Origin of the sequence: Pseudomonas sp. URMO17WK12:I9, assembly GCF_900230165.1 — a bacterium.
Lineage (GTDB): Bacteria > Pseudomonadota > Gammaproteobacteria > Pseudomonadales > Pseudomonadaceae > Aquipseudomonas > Aquipseudomonas fulva.
In genome coordinates this window covers 883,196-901,664 of the sequence record NZ_OCMQ01000001.1, presented here as the reverse complement: position 1 = coordinate 901,664, position 18,469 = coordinate 883,196, and the positions used below count along the sequence as shown (strand labels likewise).

Genomic DNA, 18,469 nt, shown 5'->3' with positions numbered 1-18,469 from the left:
CTCCAACGACAAATCGCTTTTGTTAAGGAGCTCATCATGGGCCTGTTGGTCGACGGTCGCTGGCATGACCAGTGGTATGAAAACGGCAAGGACGGCGCGTTCAAGCGTGAAGACTCGCAGCGGCGCAACCCGCTGCCTGCCGCCGAGTCGGGTCGTTACCACCTGTACGTTTCGCTGGCCTGCCCCTGGGCGCATCGCACCCTGATCATGCGCGCGCTCAAAGGCCTTGAGCCGCTGATCGACGTCTCGGTGGTCAGCTGGCTGATGCAAGGTGACGGCTGGACCTTCGACCGCCAGAACGGCTCATCCGGCGATCACCTCGATGGGCTCAAGTACATGCACCAGCGCTACACCCAGGACGATCCCCATTACACTGGCCGCGTGACGGTGCCGGTGCTGTGGGACAAGCACGAAAACCGCATCGTCAATAACGAGTCGGCGCAGATCGTGCGGATGTTCAACCATGACTTCAATTCGCTGACCGGCAACCTGCTCGACTTCTACCCGCAGCCGTTGCGAGCGGACATCGACGCCTTGAACGAACGCATTTACCCGGCGATCAACAACGGCGTCTACCGCGCCGGCTTCGCGACGACACAGCAGGCCTACGAAGCGGCCTTCGACGAGGTGTTCAGCGAGTGGGATCACCTCGAAGACGTGCTCAGCCGACATCGCTACCTGGCAGGCGAGTACCTCACCGAGGCCGACGTACGCCTGTTCACCACGGCGGTACGCTTCGATGCCGTTTACCACGGCCATTTCAAGTGCAACCTGCGCCGTCTGAGCGACTACCCCAACCTGACCCACTGGCTGCGGGAGTTGTACCAATGGCCAGGGGTAGCCGACACGGTAAACATGCAGCACATCCAGAACCACTACTACCTCAGCCACACCACCATCAACCCCAACGGGATCGTGCCAAAGGGGCCGCTGTTGGACTTCAGCCTGCCCCACGATCGCGCTCGCTTGCCCGGGAAGGGTATATGGGGTGGGAGCTGAATCAGCCTGTGCCCTGGCCAGATGGCATCAGTCGCGCATGAACCCGCCATCGACGTCCATGATCTCGCCGGTCACGAACCCGGCCTCCCGCGAGGCCAGGAAGCATACGGCGGCGGCGATGTCGCGCGGCGTGCCGGCGCGGCCAAGCGGCATCTGTGCGAGCACTTCGGCCCTGGCCTGAGGCGCTAGCGCGCTGGTCATCTCGGTGTCGGTCAGCGCCGGCGACACGGCATTGACGGTGATGGCATAGGGGCCGGCTTCTCGCGCCAGCCCTTTGGTCAACGCGATCACCGCGCCCTTGGCTGCCGCGTAGCAGCTATTGCCCAGCAAGCCCCCCCCACGCTTGCCTGCCACCGACGCGATATTGATGATGCGCCCACTCTGGCGCGCCATCATGCCCGGCAGCACGGCCTTGGCGCAGAAAAACACGCTGTTCAGGTCAATGGCCATTACCCGGTTCCATTCCGCAGTGGTGACCTCCAGCAAGGGGCCGGTCGAAACGATCCCTGCGTTGTTCACCAGGATGTCGACCCCTCCCAACATAGCTTGCACCTGGCCCACCATAGCCTGCACCTGGGCCTCATCGGCAACATCCGCTCCCACCCCAACAGCCTCGATCCCGACTTCTCGCAACCGAGCCGCAGCCGCCTCGGCCGCCTCGGCATCCAAATCGCACACCCCTACTCGTGCACCGGCCTGGCCCAGTGCCATGGCGATCGCATGGCCAATGCCACGGGCAGCGCCCGTTACCAGGGCCGTGCGGCCGGTCAGGGTGAAATTGAGTGCAGCATGCACAACGGGAGTGCTCATGATCGTCATCCATCGAAAGTGGCCGCAGCCAGGCGCGCCTGCTCATTGGCAGCAGGCGGTCGTCAAAGGTGTTGGAGGGTCAGGGCATCAGGCGGTGCCGCAGGCGCCGAGCGCTAATTGCTCCTTGAGCGGGGGAATGTCCAGCCGGCGCATCACCCGGTACAACGAGGGCCGGCAAATCCCCAGAGCGCGGGCCGCCGCCGACATGTTCCAGTGGCAGCTCTGCAAAGCGTGCAACACGTCACTGCGCTCATCGCCTAACGGGGCCGCCCGGCGGATGGGTGTGATGTTGGCAGGCAACGCAGCCGGGGCCTGGCACTGCTCGAGAACGTCCAGCGGCAGGTCGCTGTGCAGCATACGCGGGCCTTCCATCACTGCGCAGGCGTAGCGCACGACCGCCCGCATCTGGCGCAGATTCCCAGGCCAGGTATGGGCCATCAGCAAACTCCACACCTGCGCCAGTACCTGGCGAGGGTCACAGCCTGGAAGCTCATGGGCCACCATGTTGCACAGCAGCTCACCACGGTCCTGACGCTCGCGCAGCGGCGGTAACTGCACTACGCCTGTGGCGATGCGATAGAACAGGTCCTCGCGGAAACTGCCCTCGGCAACACGCGCCGAGAGGTCCTGGTGCGTCGCGCAGACCAGTGCGAAGTTGACCGGGATGCTGCGCTCGGCACCCAGGGGCGTCACCTCACGTTCGGCAATCACCCGTAGCAGGCGCGTCTGTTGTTCCAGGGGCATGTCGCCGATTTCATCGAGAAACAGCACGCCGCCATCGGCTTGCTGAACCTTGCCTTTCTTGCCGCCCGGCAGAGCACCCGAAAACGCCCCGCGGCTGTAGCCGAACAGCTCGCTTTCGATGAGGGTTTCGGGAATGGATGCGCAATTGAGCGCCACCAATGGCGCCGCGCGGCGCTGACTGTGTGCATGCAGAGCGCGGGCGAGGATTTCCTTGCCGGTACCGGTCTCTCCGCGGATCAGTACGGCGATGCCACGCTCCATCAGCCGCAAGGCCCGGTTGAAGGCCTGGCGCACTCCAGGGTCACTGTCTTGAGCGATGTTGCACGCCTCCACGACGGGTTGGGGCGCACGCACGGCAGGGTTACAAGCGGTCATTAGCGTCACCTTTTTTCTTGTTCTATAGCTTTTGACTATGTCGACGGGCGGGCTTGTGACACCGCCTGGGCCGAATGACGTTGCACGGTTCACATTAGGGAGGCGCAGTTATATTTTCCAATACATAATCATGCATCGACTGATACCTTCGAGAGCATCATGATCGAGCTGAGGCATCTGCAGTATTTCCGCACGCTGGCCGAAACCCTTCACTTCGGCCGCGCGGCCGAGCGCTTGCATATTTCACAGCCACCGTTGTCGCGGCAGATCGCGCTGTTGGAAGAAGAGCTGGGGGTCAAGCTGTTCGACCGTTCACGGCGCAGGGTCGAGCTGACGGAGGCCGGCCAGCGTTTCTACCTCGACACCGGCACGGTGTTCGCCGCCTTCGAGCAAGCCAAGCGCAATGCCCTGGCCGCCGCGCGCGGTGCGGCGGGGGCGCTTTCCGTGGGGTTCATGATGTCCACCGCCTACAGCATCACTCCGGCGATCACCCGCCGTTATGCCGCGCTGTTTCCCCAGGTGAACTTGAAATTGACCGAGACGCTGCCATTGGACCTGGCCCAGGACATCACCAGCGGCAACAAGGATGTAGCGATCATGTACCGGCCTCAGGACTGCACGGGCCTGGAAACCGTCACGTTATACCGCGAGGAAATGACCCTGGTACTGCCGCCCGGCCACCGCCTGGCCGAGCAAACCGTTGTGGAGCCACGTGAGCTTGCCGGTGAAACCTTCATCATCGTGCCACGGCGTATTGCTCCTGCCCTGCATGACATGATCTGCAACTACTGCCTCCAGCATGGGGTCACCCCGAACATCGGCCTTGAGATCAACATGCAGCAGACCATCGTCAACCTGGTGGGCGAAGGCCTGGGGGTGGCTATGGTCCCCCGGTCGATGCGCAACATGCGCCTGGCCAGCACCAGCTTCAGGCCCCTGCGCGAAGCACCGGTCATCGAAGTGGTGGCCGTGTGGAAGGCCGACAACCACAACCCCTGCATTGCCACCTTCGTCGAGACGGCCCTGCAAGCCGGGGAACAGGCGACTCGGGAGGATGAGGCGCAACGCGGCGCAGAGCAGTGAGGAACTGATCTGGAAGCCGGCGAATTGTCATGTGAGGCCGAAATCCTGGGGCTGCTCGGCAGCCCCCGCTCAAATCTCCAGAATCCCGGACGCCATGAACCCCCCGTCCACCGGGATCACATGCCCACTGATGTAGGACGCATCATCGGACGCAAGAAACGCCACCGCCCCCGCCATCTCCGCCGGTGTGCCATAACGGCGCAAAGGCACCGCACGGGCATAGGATTCGCGTGTCGCCGCAGAATGCAGTGTCTGCGTCAAGGGCGTGTCCACCGGGCCCGGGGCAATGCCGTTTACCGTAATGCCATGTTCGGCCAGTTCGATGGCCATCTGCCGGGTCAGGCCGATCACCGCTGCCTTCGACGTGCCATACGCGGTGCGCCCCATGCTCGCCCGCATGCCGCTGATGGAGGCAACGTTGATGATGCGTCCCCACCCGTGTTCGCGCATCACCTGCGCAGCGTGCTGGCTGCACAGCAGCGTGCCGGTCAGGTTGACGTTCATCAGCCGCTGCCAGCCTTCCAGGTCCGTGTCCAGAAATGACTGGGTGCGAGCGATACCGGCATTGTTGACCAATACATCACAGCGCCCGCAGCGCGCGCGCAGCTCATCGAACAAGGCCGTGATCGACGCTGCATCACCGATGTCGATCACCAGCGCCAAGGCATCGATGCCCTGCTCGCGCAACCCCTCCACCCTGAGCTCGGCAGACTGCAGGTCGATATCGGCCACCACCACCGTGTGGCCATCATGCCCCAGGCGTTCAGCGATGGCCGCGCCTATCCCCATGGCCGCACCGGTGACCAGCGCCACGCGGCCCACGGCAGTTGCAGGCAAAGTCTTTTTCGCAAATTGGCTCATGTCAGCGCTCTCTTAAAGGAAACCGATGGAAATCCACGGGAAACAGGCAACGATCACCAGCGCCACCAGCAACGCCCCGAGGTACCCCCAGACGCGGCGAATGACATGATCGGATGACGTCTTGCTGATGGCGCACGCAGCGTAGAAACCCACACCCAAAGGCGGTGCGAACAAGCCGATGCCCATGGCCAGGATCACGACCATGGCGTAGTGCACCGGGTGGATGCCGAGCATTTCGGCCAGGGGGAACATCAGCGGGCCGAACAGCACGATGGCCGGGATACCCTCCAGCACACTGCCCAAAATCAGGAAGGTGAGGATGGTCACCACCATGAACCCCATCACCCCGCCGGGTATGTCCTCGATCAGTTCTACCAGCGACTGCGAGAAGCCCGATTGGGTCAGCGCCCAGGCCATCGCCGAGGCCATGCCGATGATCAGCAGGATCGCCCCGGACAAGGCCGCCGCTTCCAGCAACATCGGGTACAGCCGGCGCCATTCGATATGGCGCATGAACAGGTGCATCACCAGCCCCACCAGCACCACGTAGGCCACACCGATGGTCGAGACTTCGGTCGCGGTGGCCGCCCCTTCCAGCACCGCCACCCGGATCAGCAACGGCAGCGCCAGAGCCGGCAGGGCAACCAGGAACGTCTTGGCCACGCGGGACAAGGGTGCCCGCGCAATCGCCGGCGCTTCGTCCTTGCGCGAGCGCCACCAGCACACCACCGCAATGGCCAGGGTGGCCACCACCGCAGGCATCAACCCGCCAATGAACAGCGCCGTGATCGACACGCTGCACACCGCACCGATGGTGATCAGCACCAAGCTTGGCGGAATCGTCTCGGTCATCGCCCCTGTGGCCGACAACAGCGCTGCCAACTCTTCAGGCTTGGATCCGCGCCGCTTCATTTCAGGAAACAGCGCTGGGGCCACTGCCGCCATGTCGGCAACCTTCGACCCTGAAATACCCGACACCAGGAACATCGCCCCCAACAGCACGTATTGCAGACCGCCACGCACGTGCCCCAGCAGCGAGGCCATGAAGTCGATGAGCGTGCGGGCCATGCCCGACAACTGCAGCACCACACCCAGCAACACGAACAGCGGCACGGCCAGCAGGACCATGTGCGACATGCCTTCGTCCATGCGACCGACCACGATCGACAGGGGCGCGTGGGTCGCCAGGGCCAGGTAAGCCATGGTCGCCGTGCCGAACGCAAAGGCAATGGGGATGCCGCCGAACACGCAGGCGCCCAGCAGCACCAGGAAAAACACCACCAGGTTGTAGTTGCCCATCGCTGCCAGTACCGGCTGCGCCAGCCACAAAGCGGCGGCTACCGTAGCCACGACTGCCAACCCGGCCATGAACTGGCGCACGGTCGAATAACGGGCCATGCGCGCGACGGCCGCCAGCAGCATCAGCACAGCTCCAACGGGCAGCGCCGCAGCACGCACGCCATCGGGAATGCCTAGCGCCGGGGTGGTGATCCACATCTGTTCGTGGGAATGCTGCATGGCCGGCGAGATGATCATCGCCACGAACAGGCAGACGATCAGTGCCGACAAGGTTTCGCTGAAACCGCGCCAGGCCTGCGGCAGCTTGTTGACCAGCGCCGACATGCGCATGTGCTCGCCGCGGTCCAGCGCCAGTACGGCGCCGAACATCGCCAGCCAGATGAACAACGACGAGGCCAGTTCGTCGGACCAGATCAATGGGCTATGTAGCACGTAGCGGGCAATCACGCCGGCCAGCAGCACGCAGGTCTCGATCACCATCAGGGCAACCGCGATCACGCCCACCAGGCGCATGGCCCACTGGTTGAGGCAGATGAGCACCCGGGCCGGCAGGCGCTGCGAAACGGTGGAGGCCGGTAGCGCTGGCGCGCGCATCACGCCAGCTTCCCGGCGTATTGTTCAAGGATGCTCCAGGCCTGGTCGCCGAACTTGTCGTGCCAATCGGCGTAGTAATTGGCACTGCGCAGCTTGTCGCGAAACGGATCGGCAGGCGCCTCGACCAGTTCCAGGCCTTGTCCTTTCAAGGTATCGCGGGTACTGCCTTCGAGCTTGGCCAGGTCCTGGCGTTGGCCCATCACCGCCGCGTCGATGTGCTTGCGCAGGATCGCCTGCATATCCGCCGGCAGGCGCCCGATCGAGGCACTGTTGCCGAGCATCCAGAAGCCATCCCACACATGGTTGGTCAGCGAGCAATATTTCTGCACTTCGTAAAGTTTGGCCGTCGATACCAGGGTCATGGGGTTTTCCTGCCCTTCGACGATCCGGGTCTGCAAGGCCGAATACACTTCGGCGAAGTTGATGCTGGTCGGCGCAGCTTCCAGAGCGCGGAAGATCGACATGATGATCGGGCTGGGCGGAACACGCAGCTTCATGCCGCGCAAGTCGTCCGGGCTCGCGACCGGTCGGGTGCTGGTGGTGGTAACGCGAAAGCCGTTGTCCCACATGTGGTCGAATGCGAACAGGGTGCCGGTCTTGGCGATCTCAGCGCGCACATGCTCACCCAAGGCACCGTCCATTGCGCTCCACACCTGCTGGTAATCCTTGAACGCAAAGCCTACGGCGCTTATCTGCACCGACGGCACCATGGTGCCCAGGATCACGGGCGAGAGGGAAAACAGATCGACCGCCCCGGAGCGCACCTGGGCAAGAGTATCGGTGTCGCTGCCCAGCTGGCTGCTTGGAAATACCTGCACCACCAAGGCGCCGTTGGTCTCCTCCTTGATGGCCTTGGCCATGGCCCGGGCGCGCACGTTCATGGGGTGGCTGATGGGCAGGTTGTTGGCAAACTTGAGTTTGAAGTCGGCAGCCCGGGCACCAGTGCTGTAGAGGCCCAGGCCGGCAGCGGCAACGGCCGCCGATGCCAGGGAGGCCGTCTTGATGAAGGAACGGCGGGTGAAATCGCTCATGAAGCTCTCCTGACCTATTTGTTCTTATTGATCGAGTGGGATACGGCGATGGTGCAGATGACGTTGCAATAGAGGTGCCACACTCAAGCGGATGTACGGTGTAGCGTAGTGGGCATCCGCCATACGCGCTTAACTGCTTGATTTTAAAATGCTAAATAAAATCCACTGACGCGTCTTGCTGTGCCAGTGGGCATCTCGCCACTGCCTGAGTGTGTAACAGGTGTCTCCCTTGGGTGTCGCTTGCCAAGTCAAGGCGACACCTGTAGCACGTGCTCGCTACCCGTCGCCACCGTCGAACGTGCCACGAATGCGCGTGGCAGAGCGCTTGCCGCAGGCCTGGCACCGTTCTTGCCCTCGACCTCGCCAACCCCGAGCGAGGATTACTCTCATGCATTCACCCCTCATCAACGGCTGGTACCACGCCCCCTTCGGCAAGTTTCCCGACATCGACCCCGAGCACATGATGGCTGACGCGGCCCTCGGCGCCCTGAATCACGCAGGGCTCGATGCACAGCAGATCGATTCGGTACACGTCGGCCACTTCAATGCAGGTTTTCTCTACCAGGACTTCCCGTCCGCCCTGCTCGCCAATCACCTGCCAGCACTGCGTTTCACTCCGGCCGTGCGCGTGGAGAACGCCTGCTCCACCGGTTCAGCGGCGATTCACTCGGCCTTGCACGCCGTGCTGAGCGGACAATCGCGCCATGCCCTGGTAGTGGGCTTCGAGAAGATGAACAGCCTGCCCACGGCCGAGGTGGGGAAGATCCTGCTCAAGTGCTGCTACACGCCCGAAGAAGCCAACATCGAGAACGGCTTTGCCGGGGTGTTCGGCAACATCGCCAGCGCCTACTTCGATCGCTATGGTGATCAGTCCGACGCACTGGCCATGATCGCCGCCAAGAACCACGCCAACGGCGCGCTCAACCCGTATGCGCACATGCGCCGCGACGTGGGCTACGACTTCTGCCGCACACCCTCGGACAAGAACCCCTTCGTGGCGGGGCCCCTCAAGCGCAGTGATTGTTCACTGATCAGCGACGGCGCGGCCGCCCTGGTGATCAGCCGGGGCGATCAACCCACCGGGAGCGGCCAGGCCGTTCGCTTTCGCGCAGCCGTCCAGGTCAACGACTTCCTGCCATTGTCACGGCGCGACCCCACGGTATTCGAAGGCGCTGCACGTGCCTGGCAGCAGGCGCTGAGCCAGGCGCGCCTGACGCTGGACGACCTGTCCCTGGTGGAGACCCATGACTGCTTCACCATCGCCGAACTGCTCGAATACGAGGCCATGGGCCTGGCCGAACGCGGTCAAGGCGCACGGGTAATCGCCGACGGCGTCAGCCGCAAGGACGGCAGGCTCCCGATCAACCCTTCCGGTGGCCTCAAGTCCAAGGGCCATCCCATTGGTGCGACCGGCGTCTCGATGCACGTGATGGCGGCCATGCAGCTCACCGGCCAGGCCGGCGACATGCAACTGCCGCGCGCAGACCGAGCCGGCGTGTTCAACATGGGCGGGGCCGCCGTGACCAACTACGTGAGCATTCTGGAGAGCGTGCGATGAACGGAATCGACAATGTCATGAACCTGGGGGAGTTGCTGGCCCAGGTGGCTAGGCGTTTGCCTGACCTGCCAGGCTTCATTCGCGGCGATCACCAGGTGTCATGGCGCCAACTGCTGCACCGTGTTGACAGCATCGCTGCCGCGCTGCGTGCACGCGGCTTGGGCAAGGGCGACCGCTTGCTGGTGCACTCGCGCAACAACCTGCCGCTGTTCGAAAGTGCCTGGGTGGCCTTTCGCCTGGGTATGGTCTGGGTGCCCACCAATGTGCGCATCACCCCACCCGAAGCCGCCTACCTGGGCAGTTCCAGCGGCGCAGTAGCGATGCTCTACGACGAAGGTTTCGGCCATTATGTGGACGCTGTGCGACAGGCATCACCGGCACTGCAGACCGTGATTGCCATGGCGGCGCCACGCCCGGGTGAACTGGCCTACGCTGCCCTGCTCGATGAAGGCGCCCAGCTTCAGCCAGGGTTTCGCCCTGCCGAGGTGAACTACAACGACCCGCTCTGGTTCTTTTACACCTCGGGCACCACCGGGCACCCCAAGGCAGGGGTACTGACCCACGGGCAAATGGCGTTCGTGGTCAACAACCACTTGGCCGACCTGATGCCCTGCCTGAGCCAGCAGTCACGTTCGCTGGTACTGGCCCCCTTGTCCCACGGGGCCGGTATTCATGCACTGGTCAACGTAGCCCGGGGTGCTGCTTGCGTGCTCCCTGTCGGGGACCGGCTGGACTGCGACGAGGCCTGGCGCCTGGTGCAGCAGCACCGTATCGACAACCTGTTCACGGTACCGACCATCGTCAAGATGCTCACCGAAGACCCGGCCATCAGCCGTTACGATCACAGCAGCCTGCGCTACGTCATCTACGCAGGCGCCCCCATGTACCGCGCGGACCAGTGCCATGCGCTGCGCACATTGGGCAAGGTGCTGGTCCAGTATTACGGCCTTGGCGAGGTCACCGGCAACATCACGGTGCTGCCCGCCGACTGCCATGATGCCGACGATGGCCCCCAGGCCAAGGTCGGTTCCTGCGGCTACCCGCGCACCGGCATGCAGGTGGCCATTCTCGACGACAAAGGCCACGAGCTGCCCACGGGTACGGACGGCGAAATCTGCGTGCGCGGCCCGGCCGTGTTCGCCGGCTATTACAACAACCCTCAGGCCAATGCCGAATGCTTCCGCCATGGCTGGTTCCATACCGGCGATCTGGGGCATGTGGACGCGCACGGTTACCTGTTCATCACCGGGCGCGCCTCGGACATGTACATCTCCGGTGGCTCGAACGTGTATCCACGCGAAGTGGAGGAAGCGTTGCTGACCCATCCTGCCGTCAACGAAGTGGCCGTACTCGGCATGCCAGACGACAAATGGGGCGAATGCGGTTGCGCGGTGATCGTTACCACGGCCGAGGTCAGCGATGAGCAACTGCTCGCGCACCTGGAGCCGCGTCTGGCGCGCTACAAATGGCCCAAGCAGTTCGTGCGCTGGCATGAGATGCCAAAGTCTGGCTACGGCAAGATCGTCAAGAAACACATCCGCACGTTGCTCGAGACTGGCACGGAGCAACCGGCATGAGGCCCCATTTCGAATTGCGCAGCGGGGTGCGCCACTTCAAGCACGCAGGCCCGGCCCGCCTACCCCGGCTGCTCGACTGTGAAGTGGCGTGCAGCCAGGAACTGCGCGTGGAGCTTGCGTCCGGCAGCCAGGTGGCCGAAAGCCTGCTGGCGGTGCTCGAGCGCTGTCGCTACCAGAGCGCGGTCGGCCGCGTGCTGTGGGGCAGCGCGTGCGCCTTGGCCTACCACCGCATGGTGACCACGAGCGACAGCCAACGCCCTTACGACTATGGCAAGCCCGTGGAGCTCACAGGCCCTGTGACGTTCATCAGCGGTGCCTTGACTGTCGGCAGGGATGCCAGCGGTGCCCCGTTGCTGCATTGCCACGCCGGCATGCTCGACAGCCTTGGGCAACAGCACGGTGGGCACCTGGTATTGCAGCGGGTCGTGGTCGGTAGCGAACCCTTGGTGCTGCGGCTATGCCTGTTCGAGCACGTCGCCTACCAGGTGCAGCCTGACACCGAGACCCACTTCAACCTGCTGCACCCTGTGATCAAGGAGGCCTCATGACACCTGCCCTGTCCACGACTACCTCGCAGGTCCAGCAAGGCCGCCTCGGGCGGCTGGTGGTCGCCCGCCTCAAGCCCAACGAAGATGTGATCGACAGCGCCGAAGCCCTCTGCGCCAGCCACGGCATCGCCTGCGCCGTGGTCCGTGGCGGGCTGGGCAGCCTGATCGACGGCGAACTGCGCTACCACGGTGAGCGCGGACATCAAGCCATTCATGTACCCGGGCCCGGTATCGAGATCCTCAGCCTGAGCGGTGAGGTCATCGCCGGCCGAAGCCACCTTCAGGCAGTGCTCGCCGACGCCGATGGCAAGCTCTTTGCCGGCTGCCTGCAACGGGGCCGCAACCTGTCCTTCATCACCGTGGAGCTCACCCTGCAGGAGTGGCTGCCGGACTGATTGCCCACCCTGCAGCACCCTTTGCGCCCGCTACCTGGGCGCCTATCACCCTCAGGAAGAAAACAATGACAAGAACGCCCTACGTGCCCCTGTACCTACTCACCTTGACCACCTTGGCCGTTCCGGCTGCCAAGGCGGCCTTCATCGAGGACGGCAAAGCCAACCTGCACCTGCGCAACTACTACTTCAACAACGATTACCGCGACCGCCCCGGCCCTGCCGGCCAAAGCAAGACGGCCGAATGGGCGCAGGGTTTCATGCTCGACTACAAGTCGGGTTTCACCGACGGCACCGTGGGGTTTGGCGTTGACGCCCTCGGCTTGCTGGGCCTACGCCTGGATGGCGGTGCAGGCAATCACCGAGGCAGTTCGATGATCCCGGATGCCAGCGATGGCAGCGCGGTGGACGAATGGAGTCGCCTGGGCTTGACCGGCAAGGTCCGTTTTTCGCAGACCGAGGCACGCTACGGTACGCTGCAACCGAAACTACCGATTCTGGTGGCCAACGATGGGCGCTTGCTGCCACAGACCTTCGAAGGCGGGATCGTCACCTCCAAAGAAATCGATGGCCTGACCCTGACCGGGGGTCGCCTGGAGCACACCACCGGCCGTGGCTCGACCAACCGCTCAGGCCTGGCCGTGGCAGGCGGTACACGCGAGAGTAATGCGTTTGTGTTTGCCGGGGCTGATTACCAGCTCACCCCCGCCTTGAAGCTGCAATATTACGGCGCCCAGCTGGAGGATTACTACGTCCAGCATTTTGCGGGGCTCGTGCACACCTGGGCCCTGAGCGACAACCAGTCACTGACCACCGACCTGCGCTACTTCAAGACCGACGCCGATGGACGCAACGACTCGGCCAGCGGGCGCGCGGCGGGGTATCGCGTCACCGGCCTGGGCGACACCCCAGGCAAGATCGACAATGATACCTGGAGTGCCATGTTCACTTACGCCATTGGTGGCCACTCGGTGTTGCTTGGCCATCAGCGGGTCTCGGACAGTGGCAACTTCGTGCAGATCAACCAGGGCAATACGGGCGAAGGCGCAGCGGGCTCGAGCCTGTATCTGTTCACCGACCGGCTGGTGACCAGTTTCACCCGTGCAGGTGAACGCACCACCTTCGGCCAATACAGCTACAACTTTGCGGCATTGGGCATGCCTGGCCTGATTGCCTCGCTCACCTACCTCAAGGGCACGCACATCCGCACCACTGCCGGCGGTGATGAAAAGGAGTGGGAACGTGACATCGCCCTGGACTATGTGGTGCAGGACGGTGCGCTGAAGGGGCTGGGCTTGAGCTGGCGCAATGGCATGCTACGCAGTGGATTGCCCAGCGAGTGGGCACAGGATCAGAACCGGGTGACCGTCAGCTATACCGTGCCATTGTTCTAGGCCACGGTTGTCCGTATTCACGCAGCCTCTGTGGGAGCGGCTTTGCCGGGGCGCTCCCACAGGTGGGGGGTGGACTCGATCTGCAAGCTTGCGGATGTTAGGGACAACTGCCTCGCTCATCCCCAAAGCGTCCGCAGACTGTCAACCGTGCTGTGCCCCCTCGAACCACGCCAGCTTTTCACGCAGCTGCACCACCTCACCCACGATCACCAAGGTAGGCGCATGCACTTCGTGGCGTGCGACCAGGGCGGGCAAGTCGGCCAGGGTGCCGGTGAACACACGCTGGTTGCGCGTCGTGCCTTGTTGGATCAAGGCGGCCGGGGTGCTCGCTGCCCGCCCATGGCGGATAAGTTCTTCGCAGATAGTCGGCAAGCCGACCAGGCCCATGTAGAACACCAGCGTCTGGGCAGGCGCGACCAGGTCGTCCCAAGGCAAGTTGCTGCTACCGTCCTTCAGGTGCCCAGTGACAAAGCGCACCGACTGGGCATGATCGCGGTGGGTCAGCGGGATGCCGCCGTAAGCGGCACAACCACTGGCAGCGGTGATGCCCGGCACGACTTGAAACGGGATATTGTGCTCGGCCAGCTCCTCGATCTCCTCGCCGCCACGGCCGAAAATGAACGGATCACCACCCTTCAGGCGCAGCACCCGCTTGCCCTGCTGGGCAAGGTCCACCAATAACCGGTTGATCTGGTCCTGGGGAACGGCATGCTCTGCACGACGCTTGCCCACGTAAATGCGCTCGGCATCCCGACGGCACATGTCGATGATCGCAGGCGCTACCAGGCGGTCGTACAGCACCACATCGGCCTGCTGCATCAACCGTAGCGCGAGGAAGGTCAGCAAGTCCGGGTCACCCGGGCCGGCACCGACCAGGTAGACTTCGCCGCCCTGCTGCACCGGCGCGCCATCGACCATCGCCTGCAACAACCGCTCGGCCTCTGCGCCCTGCCCGGCCAGTTGGCGTTCGGCAATCGGCCCCTGAAAGACGGTCTCCCAGAAACCCCGGCGCTGGTTCACATCCGGGTACAACGACTTGACGGTGTGTCGGAAACGCGCCGCCAACCCGGCCAATTCACCGTAGGCAGCAGGAATCCAGGCTTCGAGCTTGGCCCGAATCAAGCGTGCCAGGACCGGTGCATCGCCCCCGCTGGACACGGCTATCACCAAAGGCGAGCGGTCGACGATGGCCGGGAAGATGACCGTGCACAGCGCCGGCGCATCGACCACGTTGACCGGCAAACTCAGGGCCTGGGCATCGGCCGAAACCTGGGCATTGAGCCCAGGATCGTCCGTGGCGGCGATCACCAGCCGGCAACCTGTGAGGTCCCCCGGCTGGTAACCGCGCACCAGGACCTGGCCACCGCCTTCGCGCGCCATGCTGGCCAGCTGGCCATCGATTTCCGGGGCCACCACGCGCAGCGCGGCGCCAGCATCGGCCAGCAGACGCGCCTTGCGCAATGCGATCTCGCCACCACCAACCACCAGCACCAAAGCGCCCTGCAGCTTGTGGAACAGCGGCAGGTAGTCCATTTAGCGGATCACCTCAACGCCGCCCATGTAGGGCTTGAGCACTTCGGGTACTCGGATCGAACCGTCGGCTTGCTGGTAGTTTTCCAGCACCGCGACCAGCGTGCGGCCCACGGCCAGACCGGAGCCGTTCAGGGTGTGCACCAGCTCCGGCTTTCCGGTTTCCGGGTTGCGCCAGCGCGCTTGCATGCGGCGGGCCTGGAAGTCGCCGCAGTTGGAGCACGAGCTGATCTCGCGGTATTTGTCCTGGCTGGGCACCCACACTTCCAGGTCAAACGTCTTGACGGCGCTAAAGCCCATGTCACCGGTGCACAGGGCCAACACACGGTACGGCAGCTCGAGCAGTTGCAGCACACGCTCGGCATTGGCCGTCAGGCCTTCGAGCGCTTCCATCGACTTGCCGGGCTCCACCACCTGCACCATCTCGACCTTGTCGAACTGGTGCTGGCGGATCATGCCGCGGGTGTCTCGGCCCGAGGCACCGGCTTCACTGCGGAAGCACGGTGTGTGCGCCACGAACTTGAGCGGCAGTTGCTTGGCGTCGAGAATTTCCCCAGCCACCAGGTTGGTCAGCGACACCTCGGCGGTCGGGATCAGGTAGAAGTCCGCCTCGCCTTCGCGGGTGATCTTGAACAGGTCTTCCTCGAACTTGGGCAGCTGGCCGGTGCCCTGAAGGGCTGGCGCCTGCACCAGATACGGGGTGTAGTGCTCCTCGTAGCCGTGCTCCCCGGTGTGCAGGTTGATCATGAACTGCGCCAGTGCGCGGTGCAGGCGTGCAATCGGGCCGCGCAGCACGGCAAAACGCGCGCCAGACAGCTTGGCCGCCGCCTCGAAGTCCAGACCACCGCTGATTTCGCCCAGGGCGACGTGGTCCTTGATTTCAAAATCGAACGCCTTGGGGGTGCCCCAGCGACGCACTTCGACGTTCTCGTCTTCGCTGGCACCGACCGGCACACTGGCATCGGGCAGGTTGGGGATGGTCAGCACGATGCTGTCCAGCTCTGCCTGGATACCGTCGAGCTCGGTTTTGCCGGCGGCCAGCTCATTGGCCATGCGTTCCACATCCGCCATCAGCGGTGCAATGTCTTCGCCCTTGGCTTTGGCCTGGCCGATGGATTTGGAACGGGCATTACGCTCGGCCTGCAGTTGCTCGGTACGGGTCTGTACCGCCTTGCGGCGCTCTTCCAGTGATTCGATGCGCGCGACATCCAGGCTAAAGCCACGGGAGGCCAGGCGATCCGCCACTTCCTGAAGTTGGCCGCGTAACAGTTTGGAATCGAGCATATCGTTCTCTCGTTATGTGTAGGTGTTGGTCAGAATCGAGTGAGGGACAATCCCGCCCAGGTCGCGAGCAGCCCGCCCACGACGCTGATGGCCGAATAACCCAACGCCAGAGGCACCTGCCCGCTTTCCAGCAAGCGTACGGTGTCCAGCGAAAATGAGGAAAACGTGGTCAGGCCGCCCAGAAAACCCACGATCAAACCCGCCCGCAACTCGGCCGGGACCATGGGTTTGTGCAGGAACAGGCCGTACAGCAGGCCGATCAACAAGCAGCCCACCAAGTTGACGGCAAGCGTACCTATATAGAAGTGTCGCGGCCAGTGGGCGACGACCCAATTGCCTGCGGCAAAGCGCAACAGGGTACCGGCGATACCACCGGCACTGACGGCGGCGATCAGCGTAATCATGGTTTTCTCCGCTGTCGCGGACTGCTGCGATCAAGCTCGGCCAGGTGCCGGAGCTTTTCGCCAATCTTGAGCTCGAGCCCGCGCGGCACCGGTTGGTAATACTGGCGCGGCTCCAGCGCCTCCGGAAAGTAGTCTTCACCGGCTGCGTAGGCATCCGGTTCGTCGTGGGCATAGCGGTACTCATCGCCGTAACCCAGCTGCTTCATGAGCTTGGTCGGCGCGTTGCGCAAGTGCAGCGGCACCTCCAGCGAACCGTGCTCCGCCGCTTCGCGCAGGGCGGTCTTGAAGCCCATGTAAACGGCATTGCTCTTCGGAGCGCAAGCGATGTAGGTAATGGCCTGTGCCACTGCCAGTTCACCTTCGGGGCTGCCCAGCCGCTCCTGCACGTCCCATGCTGCCAGGCACAGGCTCAAGGCGCGGGGGTCGGCGTTGCCGATGTCCTCACTGGCCATGCGCACGACCCGGCGCGCAATGTAGAGGGGGTCGCAGCCGCCATCGAGCATGCGTGCAAACCAGTAGAGCGCCGCGTCAGGGTCCGAACCCCGCACGGATTTATGCAGCGCTGATATCTGGTCATAGAACGCCTCCCCGCCCTTGTCGAACCGGCGACGGCTGTCTCCAAGCAGGCTTTGCAGCAGATCAACGTCGATTTCACTGCCGTCTTCGGCCAGGTCAGCGGCATTTTCCAGGAAATTGAGCATGCGTCGCCCGTCACCATCGGCGGCGGCCCTCAGCATGTCGAAGGCCTTGTCGCCAACGCGCAGGTTGCGTTTGCCAAGCCCCCGCTCCTCGGTCAGGGCGCGGTCCACCAGCTTGCGCAGCGCGGGCTCGTCCAGGCTCTTGAGCACGTAGACACGCGCCCGTGACAACAGCGCGTTGTTCAATTCAAAAGACGGGTTTTCGGTGGTAGCACCGATGAACAGCAAGGTGCCGTCTTCCACGAAGGGCAGGAAGGCATCCTGCTGAGACTTGTTGAACCGGTGCACTTCGTCGACGAACAGGATGGTACGGCGCCCGTACTGGCCGGCCTGCTGCTTGGCCACTTCCACCGCCTGGCGGATTTCCTTCACGCCGGCCAGTACCGCCGACACCGTTTCGAAATGCGCGTCGCAAAATTGCGCCAGCAGCCGCGCCAGGGTCGTCTTACCAACCCCCGGCGGGCCCCAGAAGATCATGGAGTGCAGCGCACCCTGCTCCAGTGCTTCACGCAGCGGTTTACCGCGGGCAAGCAGGTGCTCCTGGCCGACATACTCGTCCAGGTTGGACGGGCGCAGACGGGCGGCCAGGGGCTGGGCGACAGGTTCGCTTCTAAACAGGTCCATGACTGGCTCTGGTTACTCCTTGATGACGTCCGCACCTTTGGGGATGTCGAACTTGAAGGTGCTGTCCGCTACCGTCTGGTTGGCCTTGACCCCATTGAACAGGATGTTGGTGCGCTGGCCAACGCTGTCGATCAGCTGCATGTCATTGATCAGGCCCTTGCGGAACGATACACGCAGCGAGTCGAACAGCGTGTCCTTGGTCTTGGGCTTGAGGGTAAAGTCCATCACATCGCCCTGCTCACGGGAGACGATATCGAAGCTTTGGCTGATCTTCGACACATCACCGGAAAGCAGCAGCGCCGGCGTCTGGTTCAGACGCACGTCGAGTTTCTTGACGGTGGCCTGCTCAAGGTCAGGGTCCCACAGGGTGACGTTCTTACCGTCCGATACCACCACCTGCTCCTGGGGCGCATTGGTGTGCCAGTAGAACAGGCCTGGGCGCTTGACCGTCATCTTGCCGGTGGTTTCCTGCAGGCTGGTGCCGCCTGCATCCAGGGTCAGCTGGGAGAAATTGGCTTCGATGGTCTGCGACTTTTCCAGCAACTGGGTCAGGCGCTGGACATCCTGCTCGCCGGCGAACGCCGAGACCGGGCCCAGGGCAAGGGCCGAAACCAACAGCATGCGAATAGCGCGCATGGGAATCCTCATTAAGCGTTGAAGGGGG

At 63.5% G+C, this 18,469-nt stretch carries 17 protein-coding genes; 7 read left to right on the top strand and 10 right to left on the bottom strand.

From position 1 onward, the window contains the following. The first annotated feature begins 36 nt into the window (after positions 1–36). Entirely contained in the window at positions 37–999 is a 963-nt protein-coding gene (locus CRP40_RS03925) for a glutathione S-transferase family protein (protein WP_027916169.1), read from the top strand. Between the two features lie 27 nt (positions 1,000–1,026). On the opposite strand, the gene CRP40_RS03920 is transcribed toward CRP40_RS03925, so the two are convergent. Both CRP40_RS03920 and CRP40_RS03915 read right to left on the bottom strand, forming a co-directional pair. Then, the gene (locus CRP40_RS03920) at positions 1,027–1,809 is read right to left on the bottom strand and encodes a 3-oxoacyl-ACP reductase family protein (protein WP_033695162.1); all 783 of its coding nucleotides are present in this window, start codon (positions 1,807–1,809) and stop codon (positions 1,027–1,029) included. 87 nt (positions 1,810–1,896) lie between these two features. Further along, complete coding sequence (locus CRP40_RS03915) at positions 1,897–2,928, bottom strand: sigma 54-interacting transcriptional regulator (protein WP_081728233.1); 1,032 nt, start codon at positions 2,926–2,928, stop codon at positions 1,897–1,899. 159 nt (positions 2,929–3,087) lie between these two features. Here CRP40_RS03915 and CRP40_RS03910 point away from each other — a divergent pair, with 159 nt between their 5' ends. After that, the gene (locus CRP40_RS03910) at positions 3,088–4,011 is read left to right on the top strand and encodes a LysR family transcriptional regulator (RefSeq protein WP_042139073.1); all 924 of its coding nucleotides are present in this window, start codon (positions 3,088–3,090) and stop codon (positions 4,009–4,011) included. Between the two features lie 69 nt (positions 4,012–4,080). Here CRP40_RS03910 and CRP40_RS03905 read toward each other — a convergent pair whose 3' ends face one another. From CRP40_RS03905 to CRP40_RS03895, 3 genes are read right to left on the bottom strand one after another with little or no spacing between them, the layout of a single operon-like run. Next, positions 4,081–4,872 carry a 3-oxoacyl-ACP reductase family protein gene (locus tag CRP40_RS03905; RefSeq protein WP_050587361.1) on the bottom strand — a complete coding sequence of 264 codons (792 nt, stop codon included), beginning with the start codon at positions 4,870–4,872 and terminating at the stop codon, positions 4,081–4,083. A 12-nt stretch (positions 4,873–4,884) separates the two neighbouring features. Continuing rightward, positions 4,885–6,765, bottom strand: a complete 1,881-nt coding sequence (locus CRP40_RS03900) for a TRAP transporter large permease subunit (RefSeq protein ID WP_050437972.1) — start codon at positions 6,763–6,765, stop codon at positions 4,885–4,887. Continuing rightward, on the bottom strand, positions 6,765–7,796 hold the full coding sequence (locus CRP40_RS03895) for a TRAP transporter substrate-binding protein (RefSeq protein ID WP_027916174.1): 1,032 nt from the start codon (positions 7,794–7,796) through the stop codon (positions 6,765–6,767). Before CRP40_RS03895 ends, CRP40_RS03900 begins: the two co-directional genes overlap by 1 nt. Before the next feature lie 388 nt (positions 7,797–8,184). Here CRP40_RS03895 and CRP40_RS03890 point away from each other — a divergent pair, with 388 nt between their 5' ends. The 5 genes from CRP40_RS03890 to CRP40_RS03870 all read left to right on the top strand — a co-directional run bounded on the left by CRP40_RS03890 (position 8,185) and on the right by CRP40_RS03870 (position 13,265). Next, positions 8,185–9,354: an acetyl-CoA acetyltransferase gene (locus tag CRP40_RS03890; RefSeq protein ID WP_027916175.1), complete on the top strand. Its 1,170-nt coding sequence runs from the start codon at positions 8,185–8,187 to the stop codon at positions 9,352–9,354. Further along, positions 9,351–10,931, top strand: a complete 1,581-nt coding sequence (locus CRP40_RS03885) for an acyl-CoA synthetase (RefSeq protein ID WP_027916176.1) — start codon at positions 9,351–9,353, stop codon at positions 10,929–10,931. The genes CRP40_RS03890 and CRP40_RS03885 overlap by 4 nt, the downstream gene beginning before the upstream one ends. Next, positions 10,928–11,479 (top strand): hypothetical protein, encoded by a 552-nt coding sequence (locus CRP40_RS03880; protein WP_027916177.1) that lies wholly within the window; start codon positions 10,928–10,930, stop codon positions 11,477–11,479. Before CRP40_RS03885 ends, CRP40_RS03880 begins: the two co-directional genes overlap by 4 nt. Beyond that, complete coding sequence (locus CRP40_RS03875; protein ID WP_027916178.1) at positions 11,476–11,874, top strand: PPC domain-containing DNA-binding protein; 399 nt, start codon at positions 11,476–11,478, stop codon at positions 11,872–11,874. The genes CRP40_RS03880 and CRP40_RS03875 overlap by 4 nt, the downstream gene beginning before the upstream one ends. A gap of 65 nt (positions 11,875–11,939) precedes the next feature. Further along, positions 11,940–13,265, top strand: a complete 1,326-nt coding sequence (locus CRP40_RS03870; RefSeq protein WP_027916179.1) for an OprD family porin — start codon at positions 11,940–11,942, stop codon at positions 13,263–13,265. A 141-nt stretch (positions 13,266–13,406) separates the two neighbouring features. Here CRP40_RS03870 and cysG read toward each other — a convergent pair whose 3' ends face one another. From cysG to lolA, 5 genes are read right to left on the bottom strand one after another with little or no spacing between them, the layout of a single operon-like run. Beyond that, positions 13,407–14,798: a siroheme synthase CysG gene (cysG, locus tag CRP40_RS03865; protein ID WP_027916180.1), complete on the bottom strand. Its 1,392-nt coding sequence runs from the start codon at positions 14,796–14,798 to the stop codon at positions 13,407–13,409. Then, positions 14,799–16,079, bottom strand: coding sequence for a serine--tRNA ligase (gene serS, locus CRP40_RS03860; RefSeq protein ID WP_027916181.1), 1,281 nt, complete (start codon positions 16,077–16,079; stop codon positions 14,799–14,801). 29 nt (positions 16,080–16,108) lie between these two features. Further along, positions 16,109–16,483, bottom strand: a complete 375-nt coding sequence (crcB, locus tag CRP40_RS03855; RefSeq protein WP_027916182.1) for a fluoride efflux transporter CrcB — start codon at positions 16,481–16,483, stop codon at positions 16,109–16,111. Next, the gene (locus tag CRP40_RS03850) at positions 16,480–17,805 is read right to left on the bottom strand and encodes a replication-associated recombination protein A (RefSeq protein WP_027916183.1); all 1,326 of its coding nucleotides are present in this window, start codon (positions 17,803–17,805) and stop codon (positions 16,480–16,482) included. The genes crcB and CRP40_RS03850 overlap by 4 nt, the downstream gene beginning before the upstream one ends. Before the next feature lie 12 nt (positions 17,806–17,817). Then, the gene (lolA, locus tag CRP40_RS03845) at positions 17,818–18,441 is read right to left on the bottom strand and encodes an outer membrane lipoprotein chaperone LolA (RefSeq protein WP_027916184.1); all 624 of its coding nucleotides are present in this window, start codon (positions 18,439–18,441) and stop codon (positions 17,818–17,820) included. Between the last annotated feature and the right edge of the window lie 28 nt (positions 18,442–18,469).